This window comes from Sphingomonas sp. CCH5-D11, assembly GCF_001557395.1.
Lineage (GTDB): Bacteria > Pseudomonadota > Alphaproteobacteria > Sphingomonadales > Sphingomonadaceae > Sphingomonas.
This window is the reverse complement of the sequence record NZ_LSKH01000304.1, coordinates 1-21963: the sequence shown is the minus strand read 5'-3', so window position 1 is coordinate 21963 and position 21963 is coordinate 1. Positions and strand designations below refer to the sequence as shown.

General features: G+C 65.3%; 22 protein-coding genes. 13 read left to right on the top strand and 9 right to left on the bottom strand.

Going from position 1 to position 21963, the window contains the following annotated elements:
* Nucleotides 1-3 precede the first annotated feature (3 nt).
* From AX702_RS18310 to AX702_RS18290, 5 genes are all read right to left on the bottom strand, one after another.
* Nucleotides 4-1134: an AAA family ATPase gene (locus AX702_RS18310; protein WP_066781876.1), complete on the bottom strand. Its 1131-nt coding sequence runs from the start codon at nucleotides 1132-1134 to the stop codon at nucleotides 4-6.
* Nucleotides 1131-2648, bottom strand: a complete 1518-nt coding sequence (locus AX702_RS18305) for an XrtA system polysaccharide chain length determinant (protein WP_066781875.1) — start codon at nucleotides 2646-2648, stop codon at nucleotides 1131-1133. Before AX702_RS18305 ends, AX702_RS18310 begins: the two co-directional genes overlap by 4 nt.
* 10 nt (nucleotides 2649-2658) lie before the next feature.
* Nucleotides 2659-3306: an XrtA/PEP-CTERM system exopolysaccharide export protein gene (locus tag AX702_RS18300; RefSeq protein ID WP_066781874.1), complete on the bottom strand. Its 648-nt coding sequence runs from the start codon at nucleotides 3304-3306 to the stop codon at nucleotides 2659-2661.
* A 98-nt stretch (nucleotides 3307-3404) separates the two neighbouring features.
* The gene (locus AX702_RS18295; protein ID WP_066781873.1) at nucleotides 3405-4634 is read right to left on the bottom strand and encodes a pyridoxal-dependent decarboxylase, exosortase A system-associated; all 1230 of its coding nucleotides are present in this window, start codon (nucleotides 4632-4634) and stop codon (nucleotides 3405-3407) included.
* Nucleotides 4631-6175 (bottom strand): AMP-binding protein, encoded by a 1545-nt coding sequence (locus AX702_RS18290; protein WP_066781909.1) that lies wholly within the window; start codon nucleotides 6173-6175, stop codon nucleotides 4631-4633. Before AX702_RS18290 ends, AX702_RS18295 begins: the two co-directional genes overlap by 4 nt.
* A 78-nt stretch (nucleotides 6176-6253) precedes the next feature.
* Between AX702_RS18290 and AX702_RS18285 the strand changes: the two genes are divergently transcribed.
* The 3 genes from AX702_RS18285 (at nucleotide 6254) to AX702_RS18275 (ending at nucleotide 8023) form a co-directional block, all read left to right on the top strand.
* A complete protein-coding gene (locus AX702_RS18285; protein WP_066781872.1) occupies nucleotides 6254-6526 on the top strand; it encodes an acyl carrier protein in 273 nt (90 codons plus the stop codon).
* A gap of 99 nt (nucleotides 6527-6625) precedes the next feature.
* Nucleotides 6626-7198 carry a hypothetical protein gene (locus AX702_RS18280; protein WP_156455588.1) on the top strand — a complete coding sequence of 191 codons (573 nt, stop codon included), beginning with the start codon at nucleotides 6626-6628 and terminating at the stop codon, nucleotides 7196-7198.
* 39 nt (nucleotides 7199-7237) lie between these two features.
* Nucleotides 7238-8023 carry a hydrolase 1, exosortase A system-associated gene (locus AX702_RS18275; RefSeq protein WP_066781870.1) on the top strand — a complete coding sequence of 262 codons (786 nt, stop codon included), beginning with the start codon at nucleotides 7238-7240 and terminating at the stop codon, nucleotides 8021-8023.
* Here AX702_RS18275 and AX702_RS18270 read toward each other — a convergent pair.
* Complete coding sequence (locus AX702_RS18270; protein ID WP_066781869.1) at nucleotides 8010-9518, bottom strand: S10 family peptidase; 1509 nt, start codon at nucleotides 9516-9518, stop codon at nucleotides 8010-8012. The genes AX702_RS18275 and AX702_RS18270 overlap by 14 nt on opposite strands.
* Nucleotides 9519-9641: 123 nt before the next feature.
* Complete coding sequence (gene trxB, locus AX702_RS18265) at nucleotides 9642-10610, bottom strand: thioredoxin-disulfide reductase (RefSeq protein WP_066781908.1); 969 nt, start codon at nucleotides 10608-10610, stop codon at nucleotides 9642-9644.
* 149 nt (nucleotides 10611-10759) lie between these two features.
* Here trxB and AX702_RS18260 point away from each other — a divergent pair, with 149 nt between their 5' ends.
* Nucleotides 10760-12142 (top strand): leucyl aminopeptidase family protein, encoded by a 1383-nt coding sequence (locus AX702_RS18260; protein ID WP_066781868.1) that lies wholly within the window; start codon nucleotides 10760-10762, stop codon nucleotides 12140-12142.
* A gap of 51 nt (nucleotides 12143-12193) precedes the next feature.
* Nucleotides 12194-12667, top strand: a complete 474-nt coding sequence (locus AX702_RS18255; RefSeq protein ID WP_197420680.1) for a nuclear transport factor 2 family protein — start codon at nucleotides 12194-12196, stop codon at nucleotides 12665-12667.
* Between the two features lie 149 nt (nucleotides 12668-12816).
* Here AX702_RS18255 and tpiA read toward each other — a convergent pair whose 3' ends face one another.
* The gene (gene tpiA / locus AX702_RS18250) at nucleotides 12817-13551 is read right to left on the bottom strand and encodes a triose-phosphate isomerase (RefSeq protein ID WP_082746352.1); all 735 of its coding nucleotides are present in this window, start codon (nucleotides 13549-13551) and stop codon (nucleotides 12817-12819) included.
* An 83-nt stretch (nucleotides 13552-13634) separates the two neighbouring features.
* On the opposite strand from tpiA, the gene AX702_RS18245 reads away from it, so the two are divergent.
* The 4 genes from AX702_RS18245 to AX702_RS18230 are packed head-to-tail and all read left to right on the top strand — an operon-like array spanning nucleotide 13635 to nucleotide 18547.
* A complete protein-coding gene (locus AX702_RS18245; RefSeq protein ID WP_066781865.1) occupies nucleotides 13635-15578 on the top strand; it encodes a peptidylprolyl isomerase in 1944 nt (647 codons plus the stop codon).
* The gene (gene trpE, locus AX702_RS18240; protein ID WP_197420679.1) at nucleotides 15562-17070 is read left to right on the top strand and encodes an anthranilate synthase component I; all 1509 of its coding nucleotides are present in this window, start codon (nucleotides 15562-15564) and stop codon (nucleotides 17068-17070) included. The genes AX702_RS18245 and trpE overlap by 17 nt, the downstream gene beginning before the upstream one ends.
* Nucleotides 17067-17384 (top strand): YciI-like protein, encoded by a 318-nt coding sequence (locus tag AX702_RS18235; protein ID WP_066781864.1) that lies wholly within the window; start codon nucleotides 17067-17069, stop codon nucleotides 17382-17384. The genes trpE and AX702_RS18235 overlap by 4 nt, the downstream gene beginning before the upstream one ends.
* Nucleotides 17385-17425: 41 nt before the next feature.
* Nucleotides 17426-18547, top strand: coding sequence for an alpha/beta fold hydrolase (locus tag AX702_RS18230; protein WP_066781863.1), 1122 nt, complete (start codon nucleotides 17426-17428; stop codon nucleotides 18545-18547).
* Between the two features lie 90 nt (nucleotides 18548-18637).
* Here AX702_RS18230 and AX702_RS18225 read toward each other — a convergent pair whose 3' ends face one another.
* Entirely contained in the window at nucleotides 18638-19105 is a 468-nt protein-coding gene (locus AX702_RS18225; protein WP_066781862.1) for a hypothetical protein, read from the bottom strand.
* A gap of 141 nt (nucleotides 19106-19246) precedes the next feature.
* On the opposite strand from AX702_RS18225, the gene AX702_RS18220 reads away from it, so the two are divergent.
* From AX702_RS18220 to moaC, 4 genes are all read left to right on the top strand, one after another.
* Nucleotides 19247-19825 carry an anthranilate synthase component II gene (locus AX702_RS18220; protein WP_066781861.1) on the top strand — a complete coding sequence of 193 codons (579 nt, stop codon included), beginning with the start codon at nucleotides 19247-19249 and terminating at the stop codon, nucleotides 19823-19825.
* Nucleotides 19822-20811, top strand: a complete 990-nt coding sequence (trpD, locus tag AX702_RS18215) for an anthranilate phosphoribosyltransferase (RefSeq protein ID WP_066781860.1) — start codon at nucleotides 19822-19824, stop codon at nucleotides 20809-20811. The genes AX702_RS18220 and trpD overlap by 4 nt, the downstream gene beginning before the upstream one ends.
* On the top strand, nucleotides 20808-21611 hold the full coding sequence (gene trpC / locus AX702_RS18210) for an indole-3-glycerol phosphate synthase TrpC (RefSeq protein ID WP_066781859.1): 804 nt from the start codon (nucleotides 20808-20810) through the stop codon (nucleotides 21609-21611). Before trpD ends, trpC begins: the two co-directional genes overlap by 4 nt.
* Nucleotides 21608-21963, top strand: a 356-nt coding sequence (gene moaC, locus AX702_RS18205; RefSeq protein ID WP_066781858.1) for a cyclic pyranopterin monophosphate synthase MoaC, incomplete at its 3' end; no start/stop codon positions are given. The genes trpC and moaC, both read left to right, overlap by 4 nt.

Sequence of the window (21963 nt, the reverse complement as noted above, 5' to 3'; positions counted from 1 at the left end):
TTCCTAACCGTAATAGCTTCCGAACCGGCCGCGGCCGGGCTCGTAGGATCGTGAATTCAGGACCAGGCTGATCTGCTCGCAACCGTCCAAAAGATTGACCGCCTCACGGATCTCCGCCTCGGTCGTCCGGTCCGCCCGCACGACCAGCATCACCTGTCCGACAAGCAGCGCCAGGACAGATGCGGGCGACGCGGCGAGCGCGGGCGGCGTGTCGAAGACGATGATGCGGCGCGGATCGTTCGCCAGCAGGCGCTCCACCACCTCCCGCGTACGCGCGCTCGCGAGCAACTCGGTATCCGAGTGGCTGCGTTTGCCCGCCGGGAGAAGTGACAATTGCGGCACGTCGGTGCGCACCACGAATTGTTCGGGATCAAGGCTCCGATCGGCAAGTATGTCGAGAAAGCCGGTAGAATCGTCCAGGCCCAGCGTCGCCATGACGTTCGGCTTCGCGAAATCGCCGTCGATCAGCAGCACCTCGACGTCGCGCTCTGCCGCCAGACTGATCGCAAGATTGATCGCGCAGAAGGTCTTACCCTCGCCCGGCTTTGCGGACCCGACGAGAATGGTCCGGGAACGCTCGCCTGCAGGCCCGGACGCGAGCGCGCGGGCGCCCAGAAGAAGCTGACGCTTCACCAGGCGGAATTCTTCCGCGAGCGCACCGATCGGCGCGCCGGGAACCAGCATGCCCTTTTCCGCCAGCATGGCCCGATCAACATGCGCGATCCCGTCAAGGAAGAGCACCGGATCTTCTTCGGGCTCCGCGCCAGCCCGCAACTCCGATGGGATCGCCATCAGGGTCGCGGCGGCTTCGCGCGACAGCGTTTCCGCGCCTTCCGGCGCCGGCGGCGCAGCCGCGATCAGGTCGAACGCAGGATCATCTGCCGCCGCCTCGCTCTCCGTACGACCGAAATCTTCTGCAGGAGGCACCGGGGCTGTATCCGCCGCCATGCCGTCGATCTGCTGCTCCGGAGCATCTGCCATGGCCTGTACGACTGGTGCGGATTCCGCGATCTCGGGAGCGGAAACCTGCGCCGTATCGGGCGCGTCCCGCCGTCGCAGGTGCGCCCCGAAGTCATAGACCCGAGCCGCACGCTCGATGAGCGACTCATCATGCTTCTTGTCGGCGTTCGTCATGCTGCAAGACCCCGCTGAAGCATTTCGACGCCAAGCAGCGCCACATAGCCAAGGGCGAGCGCCCCTACCCCACCGATGAACACTTTCAATTGCTTCTGCCGCAGCTCCGCTTGCTGACGCGTCAGCATTTCACCGATGGAGCCGATGACCGGCATCCCGGACATTTTTTCGAGCCGCTGGGCGGTCGGAAAGGTCGCCTGGACTTTGGAGATGGCGAAGGCGCTTCCGATGCCACCGAGGATCCCGGCGATCAGCACGCCGGTCAGCAACAGCGGCCGGTTGGGCGCAGAGGGTGTGCGCGGCTGCGTTGGCGGATCGATCACGCTGAACTTGACCGCGTCGGTCTGCGACTGCGCCTGGCTGCGCAAGTTCACCTGCTCACGCTGCGCGAGAAGGCGGTCATATTGATCCTTCAGCACCGTATAATTGCGCTCGATCTCGCCCTGCTGCGCGGCCACCTCCGGGTCCTCCGACAGCTTGGCCGTCAACGTGTCGAGATCGGCCTGGAGCTGCTGCTTGCGCATCCGCAGCGCCGCGACATTCGCCTGCCGGTCGGCCAGCATCGACTGCAGCGAAAGATAGGCGGGATTGGGCACGCCGCCGGAAGCTGCACCCGAGGGCTCGCTTCGCACCGCGGCCTGCGCCTGGGTCAGCTGCGCCTTGAGGGCGATCACGTCGGGGTGATTGTCCGTATATCCTCGGCCGCGCGCGTCGGCGAGCTGCCCCTGGATCGCCGCCAGCCGGGCTCGCGCTGGCCCAACGCCCACCGTGCCAGCCGCGCCAGCGATGCTTTGCGGCGTTCCCGCAAGCTGCCCCTGCAGCGCTGACAGGCTGGAGCTTGCCGCCGCCAGATCCCCGTCCACCTGGCTCATCTGCGCACGGGCCGCGCCGATCCGGTCGCTGACTGATCCGGTGCCGGGTAGCGATCCAAGATAGCGATTCTGGAAATCGGCCCTCTTCGCCTCCGCATCCTGCAGCTTGGCGCCCAGCGACTGCAACTGCCCGTCCAGGAACTGGAGCGTCTGGGTGCTCTGCGCGCGATCGTCCGACAGGTTCGTCTCGACGAAGATGTCGATCAGCTTCTGCGTGATGCTGGAGGCGAGCTTCGGCGTGGCCGCCGTGCTGACGATCTCGAAGAGATTGTCCTGCTGCGCGGTGATCTTGATCGCATTCTGCAGGCCCGCCGCCCGGTCGGCGACCTCCTGATCGGTGGAGGCGGTCTTCGCCAGATCGGTGCCGCGGACAACCTTTTGCAGGTTCACCGAAGAGGTGAGCGTCTGGCGAACGGTATCGATGTCACGCTGCTGATCGCCCATCGCGCTGGCATCGCCAACAGACGGCAGGACCGATCGCATCTGCACGAACACGCGCGCGCGGCTTTCATATCGGCTGGGGATCTGGCTGACGGCCAGCCAGCCAAGCAGGCAAATGGCCCAGGCGACGCCGAGCGCCAACCAGCGCCGGGTCCACACGGCATGAACCGCGATTCTGACCTCTTCGTACAGCCCGGTCACCAGCGCGCCTTCAGAACATGCTCTCGGGGATGATGATCACATCACCCGGTTCCAGCCGAACGTTCGCCTTCGAGTCGCCGTCCTTGAGCAAGCGATTGATGTTGAGCTGATATTCAGCCTGTTTGCCGGTGGCGCGATCATATCGGATCAGGCGCGCGCGGTTCCCGGCTGCATATTCGTTCAATCCCCCGACGGCGATCATCGCATCAAGCAGGGTCATGTTCGCGCGATAGGGCAGCGCTGCCGGCTTCTCGGTCGCGCCGACGATGCGCACCTGCTGGCTGTACGTGCCGGAGAAGCTGTCCACGATGACGCTGACGATCGGGTCCTTGATATATTCCCGCAGCGCGAGCTTCATGTCGTCCGCGAGCATCGCCGGTGTCTTGCCGACGGCGGGCATGTCGTTGACGAGCGGGGTCGTAATGCGCCCGTCCGGCCGCACCTGCACCTTCGCGGACAGTTCCGGATTACGCCACACGAAGACCTGGAGAGAATCGAGCGGGCCGATGATATATTCGTCACCCGGCTGTTCGCGCTGAGCGACGAACGCCGCTGGCGGCAATTCCGGTCGGTTGCTCGCGATGCTCGCGCATCCGGCCAGCATCGTCATAGCGAGCAGGGCTGCAGGCAAGGAAATGTACCCTCGCGATACGCGCATCAAATCACCTCCGTCAGGCGCAAACCATCGGTACAGGGAGGGTTATCCCCTACCGGTTTCTGCCAACTTCCTCTTGAAAGTAAGAGGTGAAGATAGCGTTAGGAGCGCCGAACAACCACCTCGGTGGGGGACGGGTGTCCCAAAAAGGCACTGGGGCTGGCCGTTGCGCCATACGCCCCCGCCAGAAAGATCGCGATCACATCGCCTACGTCTGCCGTTGGCAGGGCCACGCGATCTGCCAGCCGGTCGAGCGGGGTGCACAAGCATCCGACCACCGACACCTCATCCTGCGCTGCCGCTCCCAGCCGCTGGGCAACCGCAACCGGATAGTTCCGGCGCACGACCGTGCCGAAATTCCCGCTGGCAGCCAGTTGATGGTGAAGGCCACCGTCGACGATCAGGAAAGTTTCGCCGCGGCTATCCTTCCGATCCACGATGCGCGTCAGGTAGACACCGGATTCAGCAACCAGCCACCGCCCCAGTTCGATGGCAAACGACGTACCGGCCGAAGCAAGCGATGAGACACTGATGTTCTCCGCCAGTGCATTGCCAATCGCATGAAGATCGATCGGCATGTCGCCCGCGAAATAGGGCACGCCGAACCCGCCGCCCAGATTGACCGAAGGTGGCCGGTGTCCGGCTTCAACGCTCAGGCGCTCGGCCAGCATCAACGTTGCCGCCTGCGTCTCGATCAACGCCTGGCTGTCCAACGCCTGGCTTCCGGCGAAGATGTGGAATCCCCGCCAATCGGCACCGGCGCGAACGACCTCCTTGACCAGCGCGGCCGCGCGCTCGGCATCGACGCCAAAGGGTGACGGTCGCCCACCCATCTTCATGCCGGAGCCTTTGAGCTCCATGTCGGGATTGACCCTCACCGCCAGTCGCGGCGCAATGCCCAACCGGTCGCCGATGATGATCGCGCGAGCCGCTTCGCCCTCAGATTCAACATTCAGCGTGGCGCCGCCAGCAATGGCTGCCTCCAGCTCAGCATCGCGCTTGCCTGGCCCCGCAAAGCTGATCGCGTGAGCGGGCTTAACCGCACATGCCTTCTGCAATTCGCCCGCGGACGCGACATCAAGTCCGTCGACCAGAGGCGCAACCACCTCCAGCAATCCGGGATGCGGGTTTGCCTTGATGGCATAATGAAGGTCGACTGCCGGGAACGCCGCGCGGAACGCATCGACCCGCGCCGCCACGATCGCCGGATCATAGACGAATAACGGCGAGCCGAACTCGGCGACCCAAGCGCTCGCAGCACGCCCGCCGATGATCAGCTCGCCAGTCTGCGTGGCGAACTCCGGCGGCAAGGGGCCGAACGGCTTGCTCATTCTTTTGGGTCCTGCGCCAGTGTCGTCCGCTCGCCATTTTGGTCGTGAACAAAGGCGCGAATGGCCGCTCGGTCCAGCTTGCCGTTGGCATTGCGCGGCAACGTCTCGAGCCAGTGGAACCGGGCAGGCTGCATGAAATTCGGCAGGTCGCGCCGCAATCGATCGCGCAGGTTGCTTTCCCGCGATTGATCCCCTCGCAGCACCAGCACGATGGCTTGGCCCAGACGCGTATCCGGCACGCCGACCGCGACCGCTTCCGCCGCCTCGCCGCCCGCCATCACCGCTTCCTCGAGTTCCCCGGGGCTGATCCGATTGCCCGCTGACTTGATCATCTCATCGTCTCGCCCGACGAAACGCAGCAGGCCGTTTTTCTCCAGGATCGCACTGTCGCCGGACCAGACAGCGGTCCCCCCGTAGCGTGAAAAGGCCGGAGCAGGCCGAAACCGCTGCGCCGTACGCTCCGGATCCTGCCAATAGCCCTGCGCCACCAGCGGCCCTGCATGGACCAGTTCGCCTGGCTCGCCCACCGCCGCTCGCGCACCGGTCGCGTCAACGATCATCACCTCGGCATGCGGGATTTCCTGTCCGATCGACTCCGGGTGGAAGTCGACCAGGGCCGGATCGAGGAACGTTGACCGGAAGGCTTCGGTAAGGCCGTACATTGGATATAAATCCGCTTCAGGGAACCGCTGCCGCAAGGCGCGAACCATGCGAATGGTCAGCGCGCCGCCCGAATTCGTAAGGCGGCGCAGCCGGTTAGCGGCCGCGTCGGGCCAGTCCGTTTCGAGCAGTTGCACCCACAGCGGCGGCACGCCGGCAAGCGTTGTCGCGCCCACGCGCTCCACCGCTTTCACCACGTCGCGCGGCGTCAAATAATCCAGCGGCGCAACCGATGCGCCCGCGAGCCAAGTGGACAACAATTGGTTCTGACCATAGTCGAAGCTAAGCGGCAATACGCCCAGAACAACATCATCGGCTGCAAGGCGCAGATAATGCGCGACACTGTTCGCTCCGAGCCAAAGGTTCGCATGGCTGAGCATGACGCCCTTCGGCCGCCCGGTGGACCCCGACGTGTAGAGAATGGCGGCAAGAGCGCTCGTGTCGCCCCCTGATCGCGGAAGATTGTCTCCAACCCCGGCGGCATGGTGAACGGCCACCTGCGCTACGTCCTGCGGCTCCAGCGTGGCTGCGCGTGCAGGCTGGGTCAGAAGCAACCGCGCCCCGCTGTCTGCCAGGATATGGGCGACTTGAGCCCGCTTCAACAAAGGGTTGATGGGAACATGGATCAGCCCTGCCCGCGCCGCCGCCAGCGGCATCAGGCAAGCCTCCCTCGTTTTCGGAAGCCAGGTGGCCACCCGGTCGCCAGCCGCCAGCCCCTGTCCTGCAAGCCGCTGTCCTGCCAGCCAGCCCGCCAGCCTGCCGACCTGCTCCTCGGCATCGGCAAAGGTCAGCACGCCCGCACGATCGACCAGCGCCGGGGCACTGCCGTCGCCCAGCAGGACATGATCTATTCGCCGGGGCGTCTCATCAACCGCAACCATCAGCCTGTCATAGCGCCGGGGCGTTGCGGATTTCATCCCCCCGGCTTAACGGCACTTAAGAATTTTGAGGGGACGCAGGTGATTCCGGAAGGCAAACCCGAAGTCGACGCAACCGTTCGCGCCGTGCTCAAGGACGTACTTGCCCTGTCTGACGAGCGTGTCTCGGCCTTTGATGATTCGACGCCGTTGTTCGGTGCGCTTCCGGAACTCGACTCCATGGCGGTCGCCGGCGTTCTGACCGAGATCGAAGATCGGCTCGGGATCGTCATCGATGATGATGAGGTCGACGGGGATATGCTCGAGACCTTCGGCGCTCTCACCACCTTCGCCGCCAGCAAGTCGCTGGTCTGAGCCATGGCGGGCGCGCCCGGCCCGCGCATCGATCATTATGATTGGGCCGGCGGACGCGAAATGATGCTCTGCTTCGGCCCGGAAAGCGGGCCGCGCGTCATGGCCGCATTGCCGCTGTTCGAAGAAGGCAACCGGACTCGCGCCGCTTTGGTCGACGTGCTTCGACAATTGGCGGCACGCGGGATCGGCGCTGCGCTCGCGGACCTTCCGGGCACCGGTGAAAGCCCCATCGAAACGAAAGATGCCACCCTCCAGACCTGGAGAGACGCGTTTGCGGCCGCCTGCCGCCACGTGAGAAATCCGGTGCATATTTGTGCCTGGCGCAGCGGTGCGTTGGTCGACGGTGACGCTGATGCTGCCTCGCGCTGGTATCTGTCACCCCAGACAGGAGAGGGCTTGGTCCGCGAACTGACGCGTGTGCGAGCATTGGCCGGCAGCGCCGACGTGGCAGGCAACATAGTGTCGGACGAGATGTTCGCGGCGCTGGCATCCGCGCAGCCCATGACGAGCGGCCCGCTTCGGGTGGTGCGCCTCGACAGTGACACCAAGGCGGCGGACCGGAAACTGGCCGGTCGGGCGCTATGGCGGGTCAGCGAGCCAAGTACCGACGCTGCTCTACAAAGCCTTGTCGCGGACGATCTTTTCGCCTGGATCAAAGCTCAGCCCGGATGATGATCTTCGTCATCGATCCGCGTCGCGGATGACCCGTAGATGACCGCTCGCCGTCACATCGCCTTTCCCGTTGCCGAAGAAATGCTCCTCGGCACGCTGGACGAATCCATCGGTGGGACCGGTTTGCTGATCGTCACCGGCGGGAACGAGATCAGGGCTGGCGCCCATCGCGGCATGGCGCTTCTCGCGAGACGCCTCGCAACCACGGGAACGCCGGTGTTCCGTTATGACCGTCGCGGTGTGGGCGACTCGGGTGGGCGGAACGGCGGTTTCGGAAGCGCGCGCGAGGACCTTCTTGCCGCCGCCGCCATATTCCGGGCGAACGCGCCACAGGTGAAGCGCCTGGTCGGCTTCGGCAATTGCGACGCCGCGACCTGCCTCGCCTGGTGGGGTCGGGAAGCAGGCTGCGACGCGGTGATCCTGGCCAACCCCTGGGTCGTGGAGGGCAGCGCGACCCTTCCCCCGCGCGCCGCGATCAAGGCGCACTATCTTTCTCAGCTGCGAAGCCCCTCCGCCTGGAAGCGGATTGCGACACGCGGCCTCTCGCCGCGCAAACTCATCGCCGGATTGCACAGGCTCGCCGTCCCCGAGATCGAAGAGGATCTTACCACTCGCACCATGCGGGCGATCACGGATTGGCACGGGGACGCAACGATCATCCTGGCCGAACGCGATGGAACCGCCGTCGCCTATGCCGATGCAGCGCGGCGCGCGGGGATTGCCCCGCGCACCGTCACCATTCCCACCGGGTCACACAGCTTCGCTCGGCCGGAGGATGGCGAGGCCCTGGAGCACGCCATCCGAGCCGTTCTTAGCGAGCTTTGATAAAGGCTCGCACGTCAGCGGAAAGCTTCCGCAAATCCTCATCGCGAACGTACATCATGTGGCCGGCATTGTACCAATGCCAGGTGATCCGGCCGTCGTTCGGAATCCCCGTCCGGTTGAGCGAATATTCAGCGCCGAAGAACGGCGTTGCGAAGTCGTAATAGCCCTGGCCGACGAACACGCGCAGCCCACTGTTCTCTCGCATGGCCCGGCCGATGTAAGGCGCGACGTTGACATATCCCGCCCCGCCGCGCGGGCCGCCGATCTGCCAGTCCCAGTCCCGAACGCCGCCGATCGACACATAGGTTAGGTCCGGCGAATATTTCAGCGTTTCGCGGGCATAAGCATTCATCGCCGCGGTATAGGCACCATCGATCGCGTAGAAGCTCGGATCATTGTCCGGCTCCTCACCGGCATTGTCGTAATCCTTGCCCAGGTATCGCGTGTCGAGACGGCCGATCGTCTGCCCACGATCGCGCAAAAGCTCCTTGTAGAAACGACCAGGCGCAAGCCGCAGATCGGCGCGCGCGAGATAGTCCTGCGACACCCCGGTGTAGCGCGAGAGCTGCGGCAGGATCGCCTGCCGTTCCTCGGCGCTTAGCGCATTCCCCTTCAGCAGGGCTGCGGCATATGGGCCGATGGCAAACGCCTTCGCCTCTGCAACGAACTGTTCCACCGTCGCCGGACGATCGGCAACCTTGTTGTGATACCAGGCCGTGGCCGCCATCGATGGCAGGTTGGTGATGTAGCCGATCTCGTTGCCCGGCGTATCTGCCGCCGCGCTCAGATCCAGGATCGAAGAGATGAGGATGATTCCGTTCACCGACACATCGGTGTAGGTTCCTTCAAGCTCGTTGATGACGGCGGCGGACCGGGTCGTGCCGTAGCTTTCACCGCCGATGAACTTCGGGGCGTTCCAGCGTCCATGCTCGTTCAGCCACAGCCGGATGAAGGCCGCCATGGACTTGGCATCCTTGGTAACACCCCAATAATCCTTCGGATCGGTCTTCCCAAGTGCGCGGCTGAAGCCGGTGCCTACCGGATCGATGAAGACGATATCGGTAACGTCCAGCAGCGAATCGACATTGTCGACGATCGGATAGGGCGGCGCGCCATCGTCGCGCGCGTCCGACGGAATTACCACGCGCTTGGGCCCGAAAGCGCCCATATGCAGCCACAGCGACCCGGAGCCTGGCCCGCCATTCCACAGGAAGGTCACCGGCCGTTTCGGATCGACCGGCCCCTCCTTGATATAGCTGTAAGACGTGATGGCAGCGAGCGGCTTGCCATCCTTGTCCTTCAGGTACGTTTCACCGGCGGTCGCACGATAGTTGATGCGCGTGCCACCGAAAGTGCCGCTGTGGCGGGTGATAGAAACGACCGGCGGCGGGATCGCCGCATCATCCGCGCGTTCAGTCTTGGTCTCGGGCTTATTTTGTGCGGCAAGCGGCGCGGCAATGGCGGCGGTAAGCGCCAGTACGAATTTCAGCTTCAAGCAACCCCCCAGATGTCTGTCGTGCCGGGCATCTCGCGATCCCCAACGATGCGCACCGTTGTGCACTCTGGCGTTTGCGACACCAGCGTCAACGGAACAAGCCCGGCCCGACGAAATGGGAATTTATTCGGCTGCCTCCGCCATCCTCTCGAAATCGGCTTCCGCCAGGAAGCGCTCCGCATCCAACGCGGCCATGCAGCCGGTACCCGCTGCCGTGACGGCCTGACGATAGACCTTGTCCATCACGTCGCCGCACGCAAAAACACCGGGAACGCTCGTCCGCGTGGAGCCGGTCTCGACCTTGATGTAATGGTCCTCATCAAGCTCCAGATGGCCACGGAACAACTCGGTTGCCGGGTGGTGGCCAATCGCGACGAAACCGCCCTCGACGTCCAGTCGGGAATGCTCGCCCGTCACAGTGTCGCGCAGGTCAAGTGCGACGAGCCCGGCATTGCCGCCGCCGTCGACGAACTCCCGAACTTCCTTGTTCCACAGAACCGTGACGTTCGGGTGAGCAAACAACCGTTCCTGCAAAATCCTTTCTGCACGCAGGCTGTCGCGGCGATGGATCAGCGTCACGTCATCGGAATGGTTGGTCAGATACAATGCTTCCTCGACCGCGGTATTGCCGCCGCCGATCACCGCGACCTTTTTCCCGCGATAGAAGAAGCCATCGCACGTCGCGCAGGCGGAAACGCCCTTGCCCTTCATCGCCTCTTCGCTGGGCAGGCCCAGCCACTTCGCCTGCGCGCCGGTGGCCACGACCAGCACGTCGCCCTCGTAAACGTCGCCGCTGTCGCCGGTGAGGCGGAAAGGCCGGCGCGTCAGATCAACGGCGACGATGGTGTCCCACATCAATTGCGTGCCGACATGTTCGGCCTGCTTCTGCATCTGCTCCATCAACCACGGACCCTGGATCACATCCGCGAAGCCCGGATAGTTTTCCACGTCGGTCGTGGTCATCAGCTGACCGCCGGGTTGGATGCCCTGAACCAGAATCGGCTTCATCCCGGCGCGCGCACCATAGATGGCTGCGGAAAGTCCAGCCGGGCCGGACCCGAGGATGAGCATGCGAGTCGAATGTGTCGTCATGCGCCCGATGTAGGATGCGCGGTGGATCAAGGGAACCATTCGGCCAGGGCCTGCTTGCGAGCTCCGGGGCGGACGGGCATGTCCGAAGGCCGACACAGACTCGTGCTTCCGAAATCCTCCATCTGCCCGGAGGAGAGACAAAGGCTGCAATGACCGACTTCAGCTCCTTCCTCGCACCCGATCTGGGCCAGCCAGCACGCCTCATCCATGTCGTCCATCCGGATGATTTTGCCGAGTGGCTGGCACAGCAACCCGCCCGCAGCCGAACCGCCGTTGCCGCCAGCAAGGTGACGGGAAAGGCCGGCAACCGCGCCATTCTTCCCGGTGACACGGCGGAGGACTGGTCGATGCTGCTGGTCTGCAACGAGGCGGAAAGTTCGCCTTGGCGGATCGCATCCCTTGGCGATGGCCTGCCGGAGGGCACCTATCGCCTTGCAGCGGGAGAGCCCGGGGCCGCCATGCTGGGGTGGGCGCTCGCACAACACAAATTCACGCGCTACCGCACGACCGAACCACAAGGCCCGCGCGTGCTGCTGTCCGGCGAACCGGCGCGGATCGAAGAGATCGTCCGCCTTGCCGAGGCGACCGCGTGGGTCCGTGATCTTGTCGACACAGGCGCGTCGGACCTTGGCCCGGCCGAACTCGAGGCAGTGGTAGAGGCGCTGGCGAAGAAGCATGGCGCTGCGTTCAGCTGCATCAGGGGTGACGCACTCGCCGAAGGCTATCCCATGATTCATGCCGTGGGGCTGGCCGCAGTGAAGAGCCGTGCCCCGCGGCTGATCGAACTTGAATGGGGCAATCCGGCGCATCCCCGGATCGCGCTGGTCGGCAAAGGGGTGTGCTTCGATTCGGGCGGCCTCGATATCAAGCCGTCCTCCGCCATGCGGCTGATGAAGAAGGACATGGGCGGCGCCGCGCACATGATCGCGCTGGCCAGCCTCGTCATGGCCGCCAAGCTGAAGGTGAGGCTGCACCTCCTGATCCCGGCAGTGGAAAACGCGATTGCCGGCGATGCCTTCCGTCCCGGGGACGTGTTGCGCACGCGGCAGGGGCTGACCGTGGAAAATACCAACACCGACGCCGAAGGTCGCCTGATCCTGGCCGATGCGCTCACCAAAGCGGCCGAAAGTGCGCCGGAACTGATCCTCGACTATGCCACCCTGACCGGCGCGGCGCGCGTCGCTCTCGGACCGGATCTGCCGCCGGTCTTTGCCAATGACGATGGCCTGGCTGCGGATTTCCTGGAGGCGGCCGCGGCATCCCATGATCCGATGTGGCAATTGCCGCTGTGGGACGGATATGAGGACATGTTGAAGTCGGACATCGCGGACATGGTCAATGCGCCGGATGGCGGCTTTGCCGGTGCCGTCACCGCCGCATTGTTCCTCCGCCGCTTCGTCCCGAAGCAGATCGCCTGGGCTCATGTCGATACTTTCGCGTGGCGCCCCGCCGCCAAGCCGGGTCGGCCAAAAGGCGGCGAGGCACTTGGCCTTCGGGCAGCCTGGGGCGTGCTGAAGAAGCGCTACGGCTGAGGTTCGCGCCGTGGTAGGTTGCCGGACGGCCGAATGGGCCAGGAGGCAACCATGCGAAATCTTCTGCTTTGCCTTTCCTTCGCTACCGCCAGTCCTGCGTTTGCCCAGGATGAATCAAGCCTGCGCCGCGCCGATGCCGCGCAGCATGAGGCAGCTCGTACCCGCAACGCCGATGCGCTGGCAGCGATGATGCACCCGATGTTTCAAGTGAACTCCCCGGAAGGGGAGATGTGGTCGCGAGAGAAAACGGTGAGCATGTGGCGCGACGGCGGTATCGGTCACGATCGGTTTGACCGCTTCGTGGAGACCACTTCGCTGGACGGAAACGTCGGCGTGGTCGCCGGGCGGGAGATCGTTCAACCCTCGGCAAACAGCGTCGCGGGCAAGCGCCGCGCCGACGGCGGGCGCGCCGTGGAACGCCGCTTCACCAACGTCTGGCTGTGGAAGGACGGCCAGTGGTGGTTCTTCGCTCGTCACGCCAACGAGCGGCCTTCCGTCGGATCGAAGCCACCAGCGAGCCGCTGAGCCACGACCGGGCCTCGTCGTCGAGATTGAGATGCCCAACGTTGCGATTGCGCCGATAAGTCGCGCGCCATCTTCATCGGCTGAAGCCAGCCCGGGCATCGGATCGCCGTATTCCGTTCAGCGATCCGATGCTTGAGCCTGTGATTGGATCAGCTGATGGCCGCCGTGATGATCGGGCCGAACTTCGCCGCCGTCAGGCTTGCGCCGCCCACAAGCGCGCCATCAACCTCCGCCGCGTGGAGCAGGCCGGCTGCATTTTCCGCCGTCACCGAGCCGCCATACAGCAGACGAATGCCTCTGCCGCCGTCCGCCCCGAGCGCCTCCACCAAGGCACCGCGGATGGCCGCGTGCATCGCCTCCACGTCTTCAACCGTGGCGACCTTTCCAGTGCCGATCGCCCAGATTGGCTCGTAGGCGATCGCCAGCCATTGCCCGTCCGCGTCCGCCGGAAGAGACGCAAGAACCTGCGCCGTCACGACTTTTTCCGCTTCACCGGCTTCCCGCTGCTCCAGCGTCTCGCCCACACACAGGATCGCGTCCAGGCCATGGCGGTGGCAGGCTTCCGCCTTTGCCTTCACATCGGCATTCGTCTCGCCCTGCGCTTGGCGGCGTTCCGAATGACCCACGATGGAGAAAGCGGCGCCGGCCTCCTTGATCATCGCAGCGGAGACGCAGCCGGTGTGCGGGCCGCTGTCGGCGCCGTGAACATCCTCGGCACCGATCCGAAATTCAGCACGCTGCGCAGCGGGTTGGATCAGGGTGGCGGGCACTGCGACAGCAACATCAACACGCGGGTCGATCGAATTCGCGATGGCGTCAAGCTCAGCCAGGGCCGCGAGATTGCCGTTCATTTTCCAGTTCCCAGCCACGAACTTGCGACGCATGCTCTCTCCCCCTTGTCGGTTGCGCCGTTGCGGTAACGAAGAGCCGCCCTTAAAGCGAGCGCCGTTCAACGGATTGGCGCTGCATGCTCGGGTTCTTTCGACGTATCATTCATTCGCGCTTCGGCATCATCATCACGATGGGCGTGCTGGGCGTCATCGCCCTGGCGTTCGCGCTGGGCGACATCACTGGCCTGCAAAGCGCCGGGGTCAGCGGCGCCACCGTCGCCAAGGTCGGTGGGGAGAGCGTTTCCGAAACCGATCTGACGCGCCGGGTGCAGGATGAACTGCGCGGTGCGCAGCAGCGCAATCCTTCCGTCGACATGAGCCAGCTTTTGGCCGCCGGCGGCGTGGAAAGCGTATTGGATCGGATGCTGAACGGCCTCGCGCTGCAGGAATTCGGCGAAGATCAGGACATGGTGGTAAGCCGTGCCCTGGTCGGCAGCGAACTACGCAACATCCCCGCGCTTCAAGGGCCGACCGGCAAGTTCGACCAGACGATCTATGAGCAGGTGCTGGCCCGCAACCGCCTGACCGATGCGCAGGTGCAGGCCGATATCGCCCGCGAAACCATGGTGCAGTTCCTGCTTCGCCCGCAGATGGGCGCCAGCCAGGTTCCGCAGTCGCTGGCCCTCCCCTTCGCCTCGCTGATGCTGGAGCGTCGCGCGGGTCAGGTGGCACTGATCCCGGCGTCCGCCCTCACTGCTGGCGGCGCGCCGACCGACGCGGAAATTCAGGATTGGTACAAGCGCAACGTTTCGCGATATTCGCTGCCAGAGCGCCGCGTAGCCCGCTACGCGATCGTGACGCCCGAAACGGTGAAGGCGCGCGCCATCCCGACCGATGCGGAGGTCGCCGCTGCCTTCAACGGCGACAAGGCGCGCTGGGCCGCCCGCGAGACCCGCTCGGTTTCGATCGTTACCGTGCTTGATCAGAAGGCAGCCGCCGCACTCGCGGACAAGATTCGTGCTGGCACCTCCGTGGCGGACGCGGCACGCGCCGCCGGCCTGGAGGCACGCCGGCTTGAGGCCCAGGACAAGCAGGCGCTGACCAAGGCAACCTCCGGTGCTATCGCCGAGGCCCTGTTCGGCGCGCAGCGTGGCGGCGTGATCGGCCCGGTGCGCGGACCGATCGGCTTCGTGGTCGGCAAGGTGGATGCCGTTGCGCAGGTGGCCGGCAAGTCTCTGGCCGAAGCGCGCCCGACCATTGTCGAGGAACTGACCCAGAAGAAGACCGCAGACGCCCTCGCCTCCATTCGTGACGGTCTGGAGGATGCGATCGCCGACAATGCCAACTTCTCCGAACTCGTTGCCGATCAGAAGCTGACGGCGCTGACCACACCCGCGCTGACGGCAACGGGCGGCGACCCGGAAAAGCCGGCGGCTCAGCCGGATCCCGCGCTGCTGCCAATCCTGTCCACCGCGTTCCAGTCCGAGGAAGGCGATGATCCTCAGGTAGTGCAAACGGCGGCCGATGGCAGCTTCGCGATCGTCGCGCTGGACCGGATCGTCCGCGCGGCACCGCGCCCGCTCGCTGCCGTGCGTGATCAGGTGGCGCAGGACTTTGCCGCCGATCGCGCCCGCCGTGCAGCCCGTACCGCGGCCAGCAAGGCGCTCGCCGCAATCAACAAGGGTACGGCAATTGACAAGGCGCTCGCCGATGCCGGCGCACGTGGCGGCAAGGTTGAGCGGGTGGTAGCAGCCCGTTCGCAGGTGAACGCGGATCCACGCGGCCCCAATCCGGTGCTGGCGCTGATGTTCAGCATGAAGGGCGGAACGGCCAAGATGCTGGAATCACCGGCCGGTAATGGCTGGCTGATCGTGAAACTGGAGCAGATCACACCGGGCGACGCCGCCAAGATGCCGCAGGTCCTCGCCGCGACGCGCCAGGACCTAGGCCGCGTGGTGGGCGGCGAATATGCTCAGCAATTCACCGAGGCCGTGAAGAAGGCGATGAACGCCAGTCGGAATCCCGATGCGATTGCCCGTGTGAAGGCCAGCCTCGCCGGCCAAGGTGGTTCCAATCCGTAACGCTGCCGCCCGTCAGGCGCTCGCGCAGGGGCGGCCGGCGCTGATATGGCGGCGGCGGATCGCGGATACTGAGACGCCGGTCGCGGCGGCGCTCAAGCTGATCGAACCGGGCCGCGGCGACTTCCTGCTGGAATCGGTTGAGGGTGGTGCGGTGCGGGGGCGGCACAGCCTGATCGGGCTTGCCCCGGACCTCGTGTTCCGCGCGCAAGGCAGTCGCGCCGCCATCAACCGCAGCTGGCTCGCCGATCGCGAGGCGTTCGAGCCTTGCGAAGCGCCGACACTAGCGGCGTTGCGCGATCTGGTCGCTTCTTGCCGCATGGACGTGCCGGAGGAGCTGCCTCGGGCGCTGGCGTGCCTGGTCGGCTATTTCGGCTATGAGACCATCGGCCTTGTCGAGGATCTCCCCGCGCCCAAGTCCGATCCTTTGGGGCTGCCGGACATGATGTTCGTGCGGCCAACGGTGATCCTGGTCTTCGATCGCCTTGCCGATGCCTTGTTCCTTGTCGCGCCGGTATGGCCGGACTCGAGCCGGACGGAGGATGCGATCGTCGCGGCTGCGGAGGATCGGCTCGACGCAATCGAAGCACGCTTGGAGAAGACCGCGCTGCCGCCGCGCGTGCGCGGTGAACCAGCAGATATCGCGCTGACTCCCGTGCTGCCCGAGGGCCGATATGGCGAAATGGTCAGGGCGGCGAAGGAGTATATCGTCGCGGGCGATATCTTTCAGGTCGTGCTTGCCCAGCGATTTACCACACCGTTCGCATTGCCGCCGTTTGAACTCTACCGCGCGTTGCGGCGGATCAATCCCTCGCCTTTCCTCTATCACCTCGACCTGCCTGGTTTTGCGCTGACGGGTTCGAGCCCCGAGATCCTGGTCCGAGTGCGCGATGGTGAAGTGACGATCCGGCCAATTGCCGGAACACGGCCGCGCGGAAAGACGGCGAGCGAGGATGAGGCAAACCGGAACAGCCTGCTTGCCGATCCGAAGGAGCGGGCGGAGCATCTGATGCTGCTGGATCTCGGCCGCAACGACGTTGGCCGCGTCGCCGCCGCAGGGTCTGTCATTGTGACGGACAGCTATACCGTCGAATTCTACAGCCACGTGATGCACATCGTATCGAACGTGGTCGGCCGGCTCGATCCGAAGCGCGATGCCATCGACGCCCTCTTCGCCGGCTTCCCGGCTGGAACGGTGAGCGGCGCGCCCAAGGTGCGGGCGTGCCAGATCATCGCCGATTTGGAAGGCGAGAAGCGCGGCGCCTATGCCGGCGGCGTGGGCTATTTTTCCCCTGACGGATCGATGGACTCCTGCATCGTGCTGCGCACCGCCGTCGTGAAGGATGGCACCATGCATGTTCAGGCGGGTGCCGGCATCGTCGCAGATAGCGACCCAGCCTATGAGCAGCGCGAGTGCGAAGCCAAGTCCGGCGCGCTTCTCGCCGCCGCCCGAGAGGCAATAGCGCAGGCGAGTGCTGGCGGATTCGGGCAGTGAATGCCCCCACCCACCAGCTGCTGATCTACGACCTGGCGTCTGATTATCTCAGCCGGCGCGGACAGTTTCGCGAGGAGCACCTGCGGCTGGCTTGGGAAGCGGCGGACCGAGGTGGATTGGTGCTGGGCGGGGCAGTTGGCGATCCCGTGGGATCGGCGCTGCTGCTATTTCGAGATCGCGCCAGCGCGGAAGCGTTCGCCACGGCCGACCCCTATGTCTCGCAGGGGCTGGTCCGCTCATGGCGTGTCCAGCCCTGGCACACCGTGGTGGGGGCCGATGCCGCCACGCCGCTGCGCCCCGGCACGGACGCGTAACGACCCTTTTCCCAGCGCCCAACCGCCGATAGGCTACTCCGATGCGCTTTCTTCCGCTTCTCGCCCTGGCCGTCGCGCTTGCGACTGCACCGCCCGCTTCGGCCCAGATCACCCAGCCCCTGGCCACTCCCGCCAACCCAGCGCCGGCTCCCGCGTCCTGGCCAACGACGGAAGGCGACGTCATCCTGCCTTCGTTTCGGTTCAACACGGGCGAGACCATGGATGTGCGGATCCACTACACAACACTGGGCTCACCCCGGCGCGGCGCCGATGGGCGGATCGATAATGCCGTGATGGTGCTTCACGGCACCGGAGGATCAGGCAAGCAGTTCCTGTCGCCGCAATTCGCCGACGAACTTTACGGCCCCGGCCAGCCTTTCGACATTCGCACGCATTATGTGATCCTGCCGGACAATATCGGGCATGGCGCTTCTTCCAAGCCATCCGATGGCAAGCGCATGGCCTTTCCCAAATATGATTATAACGACATGGTCGCGGCGCAGAAGGCCATGCTGGAGAAGCTGGGGGTCACGCGGCTGAACGTGATCCTGGGCACGAGCATGGGCTGCATGCATGCGTTCGTCTGGGGCGAGACCTTTCCCGGCTTTGCGGAGCGGCTCGCGCCCTTCGCCTGCCTGCCGGTACCCATTGCGGGGATGAACCGCATGTGGCGCAAGCTTCTGATCGATGCGATCCAGGCCGATCCGGCGTGGAACGGCGGCAATTATACCAGCCAGCCGGAGCAGGGCCTGCGCACCGCGGCGAGCCTGTCCATCATCGCAGGCTCGAACCCGTTGGCGCTGCAGACGCAATATCCCACCCGCGCCGCGGCCGAGACGTTCCTGGCACAGGCGTTCGCCCGCAACAGCGCCGGCCGAGACGCCAACGACTATATCTATCAGGTGGATGCGTCCCGGAATTACGATCCGTCACCGGCGCTGGAGAAGATCAAGGTACCGGTGCTTTGGATCAACTCGGAAGACGATTTCATCAATCCTGCTGGTTATGGCATCACAGAACCAGCGGCCAAGCGCATGCCGCGAGCCACGTTCCGGCTGATCAAGGCGACCCCGGAGACGAAGGGGCACGGCACGCATACCTGGGCGAAGTTCTGGAAGGCCGATCTCGCCCGGCTGATGGCGGCGCCGGCCGGCGAGCCGTAAGGCTGACCATATCAGCCCTCCACCCAGATGCAGCTCTGAGCGGTTTCCACTTACCCTGATCCGCTCGTTCTGAGCCAGTCTAAGACCGTGTTAGCGCTGGGGTTCTTCCTCCACGTCGATGTCGGTGCGGGTTTCCGGCGCCCCGGCCTCCTGCTCCCGGCGCGCCTGCTGCCGCTCTGCCGCCCACGCCTGACCGGCCGCGACGCCGCATCCGGTTGCGCCGCCGGCACCTACCGGCGAGCAGGTATTCGGCAGACCGCCGGCAACGCGCCCGACGCGGTCAACCGTCGCCGCGCGGTTCACCCAGCTCTGATTCTGCGCCGGCACTTCCGGTGGGCGACGCAATTGCTTGGGCACGCGAAACTGCTCGTTCGGATCGAGCCGGCTGCACACCACGATCTCGTCCGCTGCCGCCGTCGGGCATTTCTCATCCCCGGTTAGCGTCACCTGCCGAATCCGCTGCGGCGGCTGCCCGCTTTCCGCCTGCGACTGGGCCATGGCACTTGCGGGAACCATCGCCGCGAACACGGCAGCGGGCAGAACGAGAGAGCGAAACATGGAAGGCGACCTCCTGGGCAATCACACAACGATCGCAGCCGCGGCTTTTATCCCGCGTGAACGTCGCGTTCGCGCCTAGGCGAAATTACGCTCGCGCAACAGTCGTTGCGGGACGCGGGGGTTGCGCTATTGACCAGGCACATGATCCTGGTCGTCGACAATTACGACAGCTTCACCTGGAACCTGGTCCATTACCTCATGGAGCTGGGCGCCGAGGTACGCGTCGAGCGCAACGATGCGCTGACCGCGGCGGAGGCGCTGGCCTCCAATGCGACCGGCTTTCTTGTGTCCCCGGGGCCTTGCACCCCCAATGAGGCCGGAATCAGCCTTGATCTCGTGGCGGCCTGCGCGGAGGCGCGCCGCCCTTTGTTGGGCGTTTGCCTCGGGCACCAGGCGATCGGGCAGCATTTTGGTGGGCGCGTCGTGCGTGGCGGGCTGATGCACGGAAAGACCAGCCCGATCGAGCATGATTCGACAGGTGTCTTCGCCGGCCTGCCAAGCCCCTTCACAGCGACGCGCTATCACTCGCTCGTGGTGGAGGATGTGCCGGAGGTGCTGGTTCCTAATGCCGTGGCGGCGGACGGATCGGTGATGGGGCTGCGGCACCGCGAGTTGCCAATCCACGGCGTTCAGTTCCATCCCGAAAGCATCGCGACGGAGCATGGCCATGACCTGCTGGCAAATTTCGTCGCCCTGACCGGGGCCAAGGCTGGATCATGACCACCATCTCCCTGTTGCCCAACCCTTCCAGCCCCTTGTCGCGCGAGAGCGCGGCGCAGGCGTTCAGCGACATTCTGGACGGGCGCGCGACCGAGGAGGCGATCGCACGTTTCCTCATCGACCTGTCCGACCGTGGCGAGACATCGATCGAGATCGCCGAGGCGGCGCGCGCATTGCGGGACCGGCTGATCCCGATCAGTGCCCCGGCGGGTGCGATCGACGTATGCGGCACCGGCGGCGACGGGCACCACACGCTGAACGTGTCGACGGCCGTCAGCCTGGTGGTGGCCTCCTGCGGCGTGCCCGTGGCGAAACACGGCAACAGAGCGGCCTCTTCCAAGGCTGGTGCGGCCGACACACTGGAGGCGCTTGGCCTCGACATGGAGCGGGCAGGCGCGCTTGCCGAAGAAACGCTCAACGAACTGGGCATCTGCTTCCTGTTTGCGGCGAACCATCATCCCGCGATGAAGCGGATCACGCCGATCCGCCGGCAGATCGGCAAGCGCACGATCTTCAATCTGATGGGGCCGCTCGCCAACCCGGCGCATGTCACGCGGCAGCTGATCGGCATCGCCAGACCCGATTACGCGCCCGTCTATGCCGATGCGCTGGAGCAGCTAGGGACCGAAGCGGCATTGGTGGTTTCGGGAGAGGAAGGGCTGGACGAAGTATCGGGCGCGGGTCCGACCATCGCGGTCGCCATCGGCGCGGTACAGCTCGGCAATCGGATCGAACCGGAGGACGCCGGGGTCCGGCGCCATCCCATTCACGCCATCCGCGGCGGCGATCCGGCGCATAATGCAACGGCGCTTCGGCAATTGCTGACCGGTACGCAAGGTGCCTATCGCGATGCAGTGCTGCTCAACGCCGCTGTCGCGCTGACGCTGATTGGTGAGCCGCTGGAAAGCGGCGCGCGCCGGGCGGCCGAGGCGATCGACAGCGGCGCTGCCAATGATTTGCTGAACCGCTGGATCGCCTGGGCATGACGATCCTGGATCGCATCCTCGCCACCAAGCGCGACGAAGTGGCGGCTCGGCGTAGCACGCGCTCCATCGCCGACCTCGACGCGCTTGCCCGCGAACAGACGGCGCCGCGCGGGTTCAAGGCAGCGCTGGACCGGGTTCGCCAGCAGGATCAGGCTGCGCCCAGTCCGCACTATGCGCTGATTGCCGAGATCAAGAAGGCCAGCCCGTCCAAGGGGCTGATCCGCGCCGATTTCGACCCGCCGGCGCATGCCCGCGCCTATGCCGAGGGTGGCGCGACCTGCCTGTCCGTGCTGACCGACCACGCGTACTTCCAGGGACATGAGGATTATCTGGTCGCCGCCCGCGCCGCGTGCGACCTGCCGGTCATTCGCAAGGATTTCCTGGTCGATCCCTGGCAGGTCGCCGAGGCGCGCGCGATCGGAGCAGATGCGATCCTCATCATCATGGCGGCGCTGGACGACGTCGCCGCCGCGGAGATCGAGGCAGCGGCGATCGAACGCGAGATGGACGTGCTGGTCGAAGTGCATGATGCGGCGGAGCTGGAGCGCGCGCTGGCGCTTCGCTCACGCCTGATCGGCGTGAACAATCGCGACCTGCGCGATTTTTCGGTCAGCTTCGACCGCACCTACGAACTGGTCGGACGCGCGCCCGCGGGCTGCACCTTTGTCGCGGAAAGCGGGCTGAACACGCGCGCCGATCTCGACGCGATGGCGGAGCATGATGTGCGCTGCTTCCTGATCGGCGAGTCGCTGATGCGCCAGCCGGATGTCGCCGCCGCCACGCGCGCGCTGGTTGCATGACGCGACTCACGCATCTGGACGAGGCGGGCGCCGCGCGCATGGTTGATGTGGGCGGCAAGAATGAGACCGCGCGCGAGGCGGTGGCGGGGGGTCGTATCGCCATGTCCGCGGAGGCTGCGCGGGCGATCGCACAGGGCGCGGTGGCAAAGGGAGATGTTCTGGCCGTGGCCCGTGTTGCTGGGATCATGGCCGCCAAGCGGACCAGCGAGCTGATCCCGTTGTGTCACCCCCTGCCCCTGTCGAAAGTTACGATCGATCTGACCGTGGAGGCGGACGGCGTCTCTGCTACCGCTACTGTCGCAACCACCGGCCGCACCGGCGTGGAGATGGAGGCACTGACCGCCGTCTTGAC

Bases quoted from the DNA above. Each gene is read 5' to 3' on its own strand.
- AX702_RS18310 (WP_066781876.1), bottom strand. From the start codon at position 1,134: ATGACGAACGCCGACAAGAAGCATGATGAGTCGCTCATCGAGCGTGCG.
- AX702_RS18300 (WP_066781874.1), bottom strand. From the start codon at position 3,306: ATGCGCGTATCGCGAGGGTACATTTCCTTGCCTGCAGCCCTGCTCGCT.
- AX702_RS18295 (WP_066781873.1), bottom strand. From the start codon at position 4,634: ATGAGCAAGCCGTTCGGCCCCTTGCCGCCGGAGTTCGCCACGCAGACT.
- AX702_RS18290 (WP_066781909.1), bottom strand. From the start codon at position 6,175: ATGGTTGCGGTTGATGAGACGCCCCGGCGAATAGATCATGTCCTGCTG.
- AX702_RS18280 (WP_156455588.1), top strand. From the start codon at position 6,626: ATGGCCGCATTGCCGCTGTTCGAAGAAGGCAACCGGACTCGCGCCGCT.
- AX702_RS18275 (WP_066781870.1), top strand. From the start codon at position 7,238: ATGACCGCTCGCCGTCACATCGCCTTTCCCGTTGCCGAAGAAATGCTC.
- trxB (WP_066781908.1), bottom strand. From the start codon at position 10,610: ATGACGACACATTCGACTCGCATGCTCATCCTCGGGTCCGGCCCGGCT.
- AX702_RS18260 (WP_066781868.1), top strand. From the start codon at position 10,760: ATGACCGACTTCAGCTCCTTCCTCGCACCCGATCTGGGCCAGCCAGCA.
- AX702_RS18255 (WP_197420680.1), top strand. From the start codon at position 12,194: ATGCGAAATCTTCTGCTTTGCCTTTCCTTCGCTACCGCCAGTCCTGCG.
- tpiA (WP_082746352.1), bottom strand. From the start codon at position 13,551: ATGCGTCGCAAGTTCGTGGCTGGGAACTGGAAAATGAACGGCAATCTC.
- AX702_RS18245 (WP_066781865.1), top strand. From the start codon at position 13,635: ATGCTCGGGTTCTTTCGACGTATCATTCATTCGCGCTTCGGCATCATC.
- AX702_RS18230 (WP_066781863.1), top strand. From the start codon at position 17,426: ATGCGCTTTCTTCCGCTTCTCGCCCTGGCCGTCGCGCTTGCGACTGCA.
- AX702_RS18225 (WP_066781862.1), bottom strand. From the start codon at position 19,105: ATGTTTCGCTCTCTCGTTCTGCCCGCTGCCGTGTTCGCGGCGATGGTT.
- AX702_RS18220 (WP_066781861.1), top strand. From the start codon at position 19,247: ATGATCCTGGTCGTCGACAATTACGACAGCTTCACCTGGAACCTGGTC.
- trpD (WP_066781860.1), top strand. From the start codon at position 19,822: ATGACCACCATCTCCCTGTTGCCCAACCCTTCCAGCCCCTTGTCGCGC.
- trpC (WP_066781859.1), top strand. From the start codon at position 20,808: ATGACGATCCTGGATCGCATCCTCGCCACCAAGCGCGACGAAGTGGCG.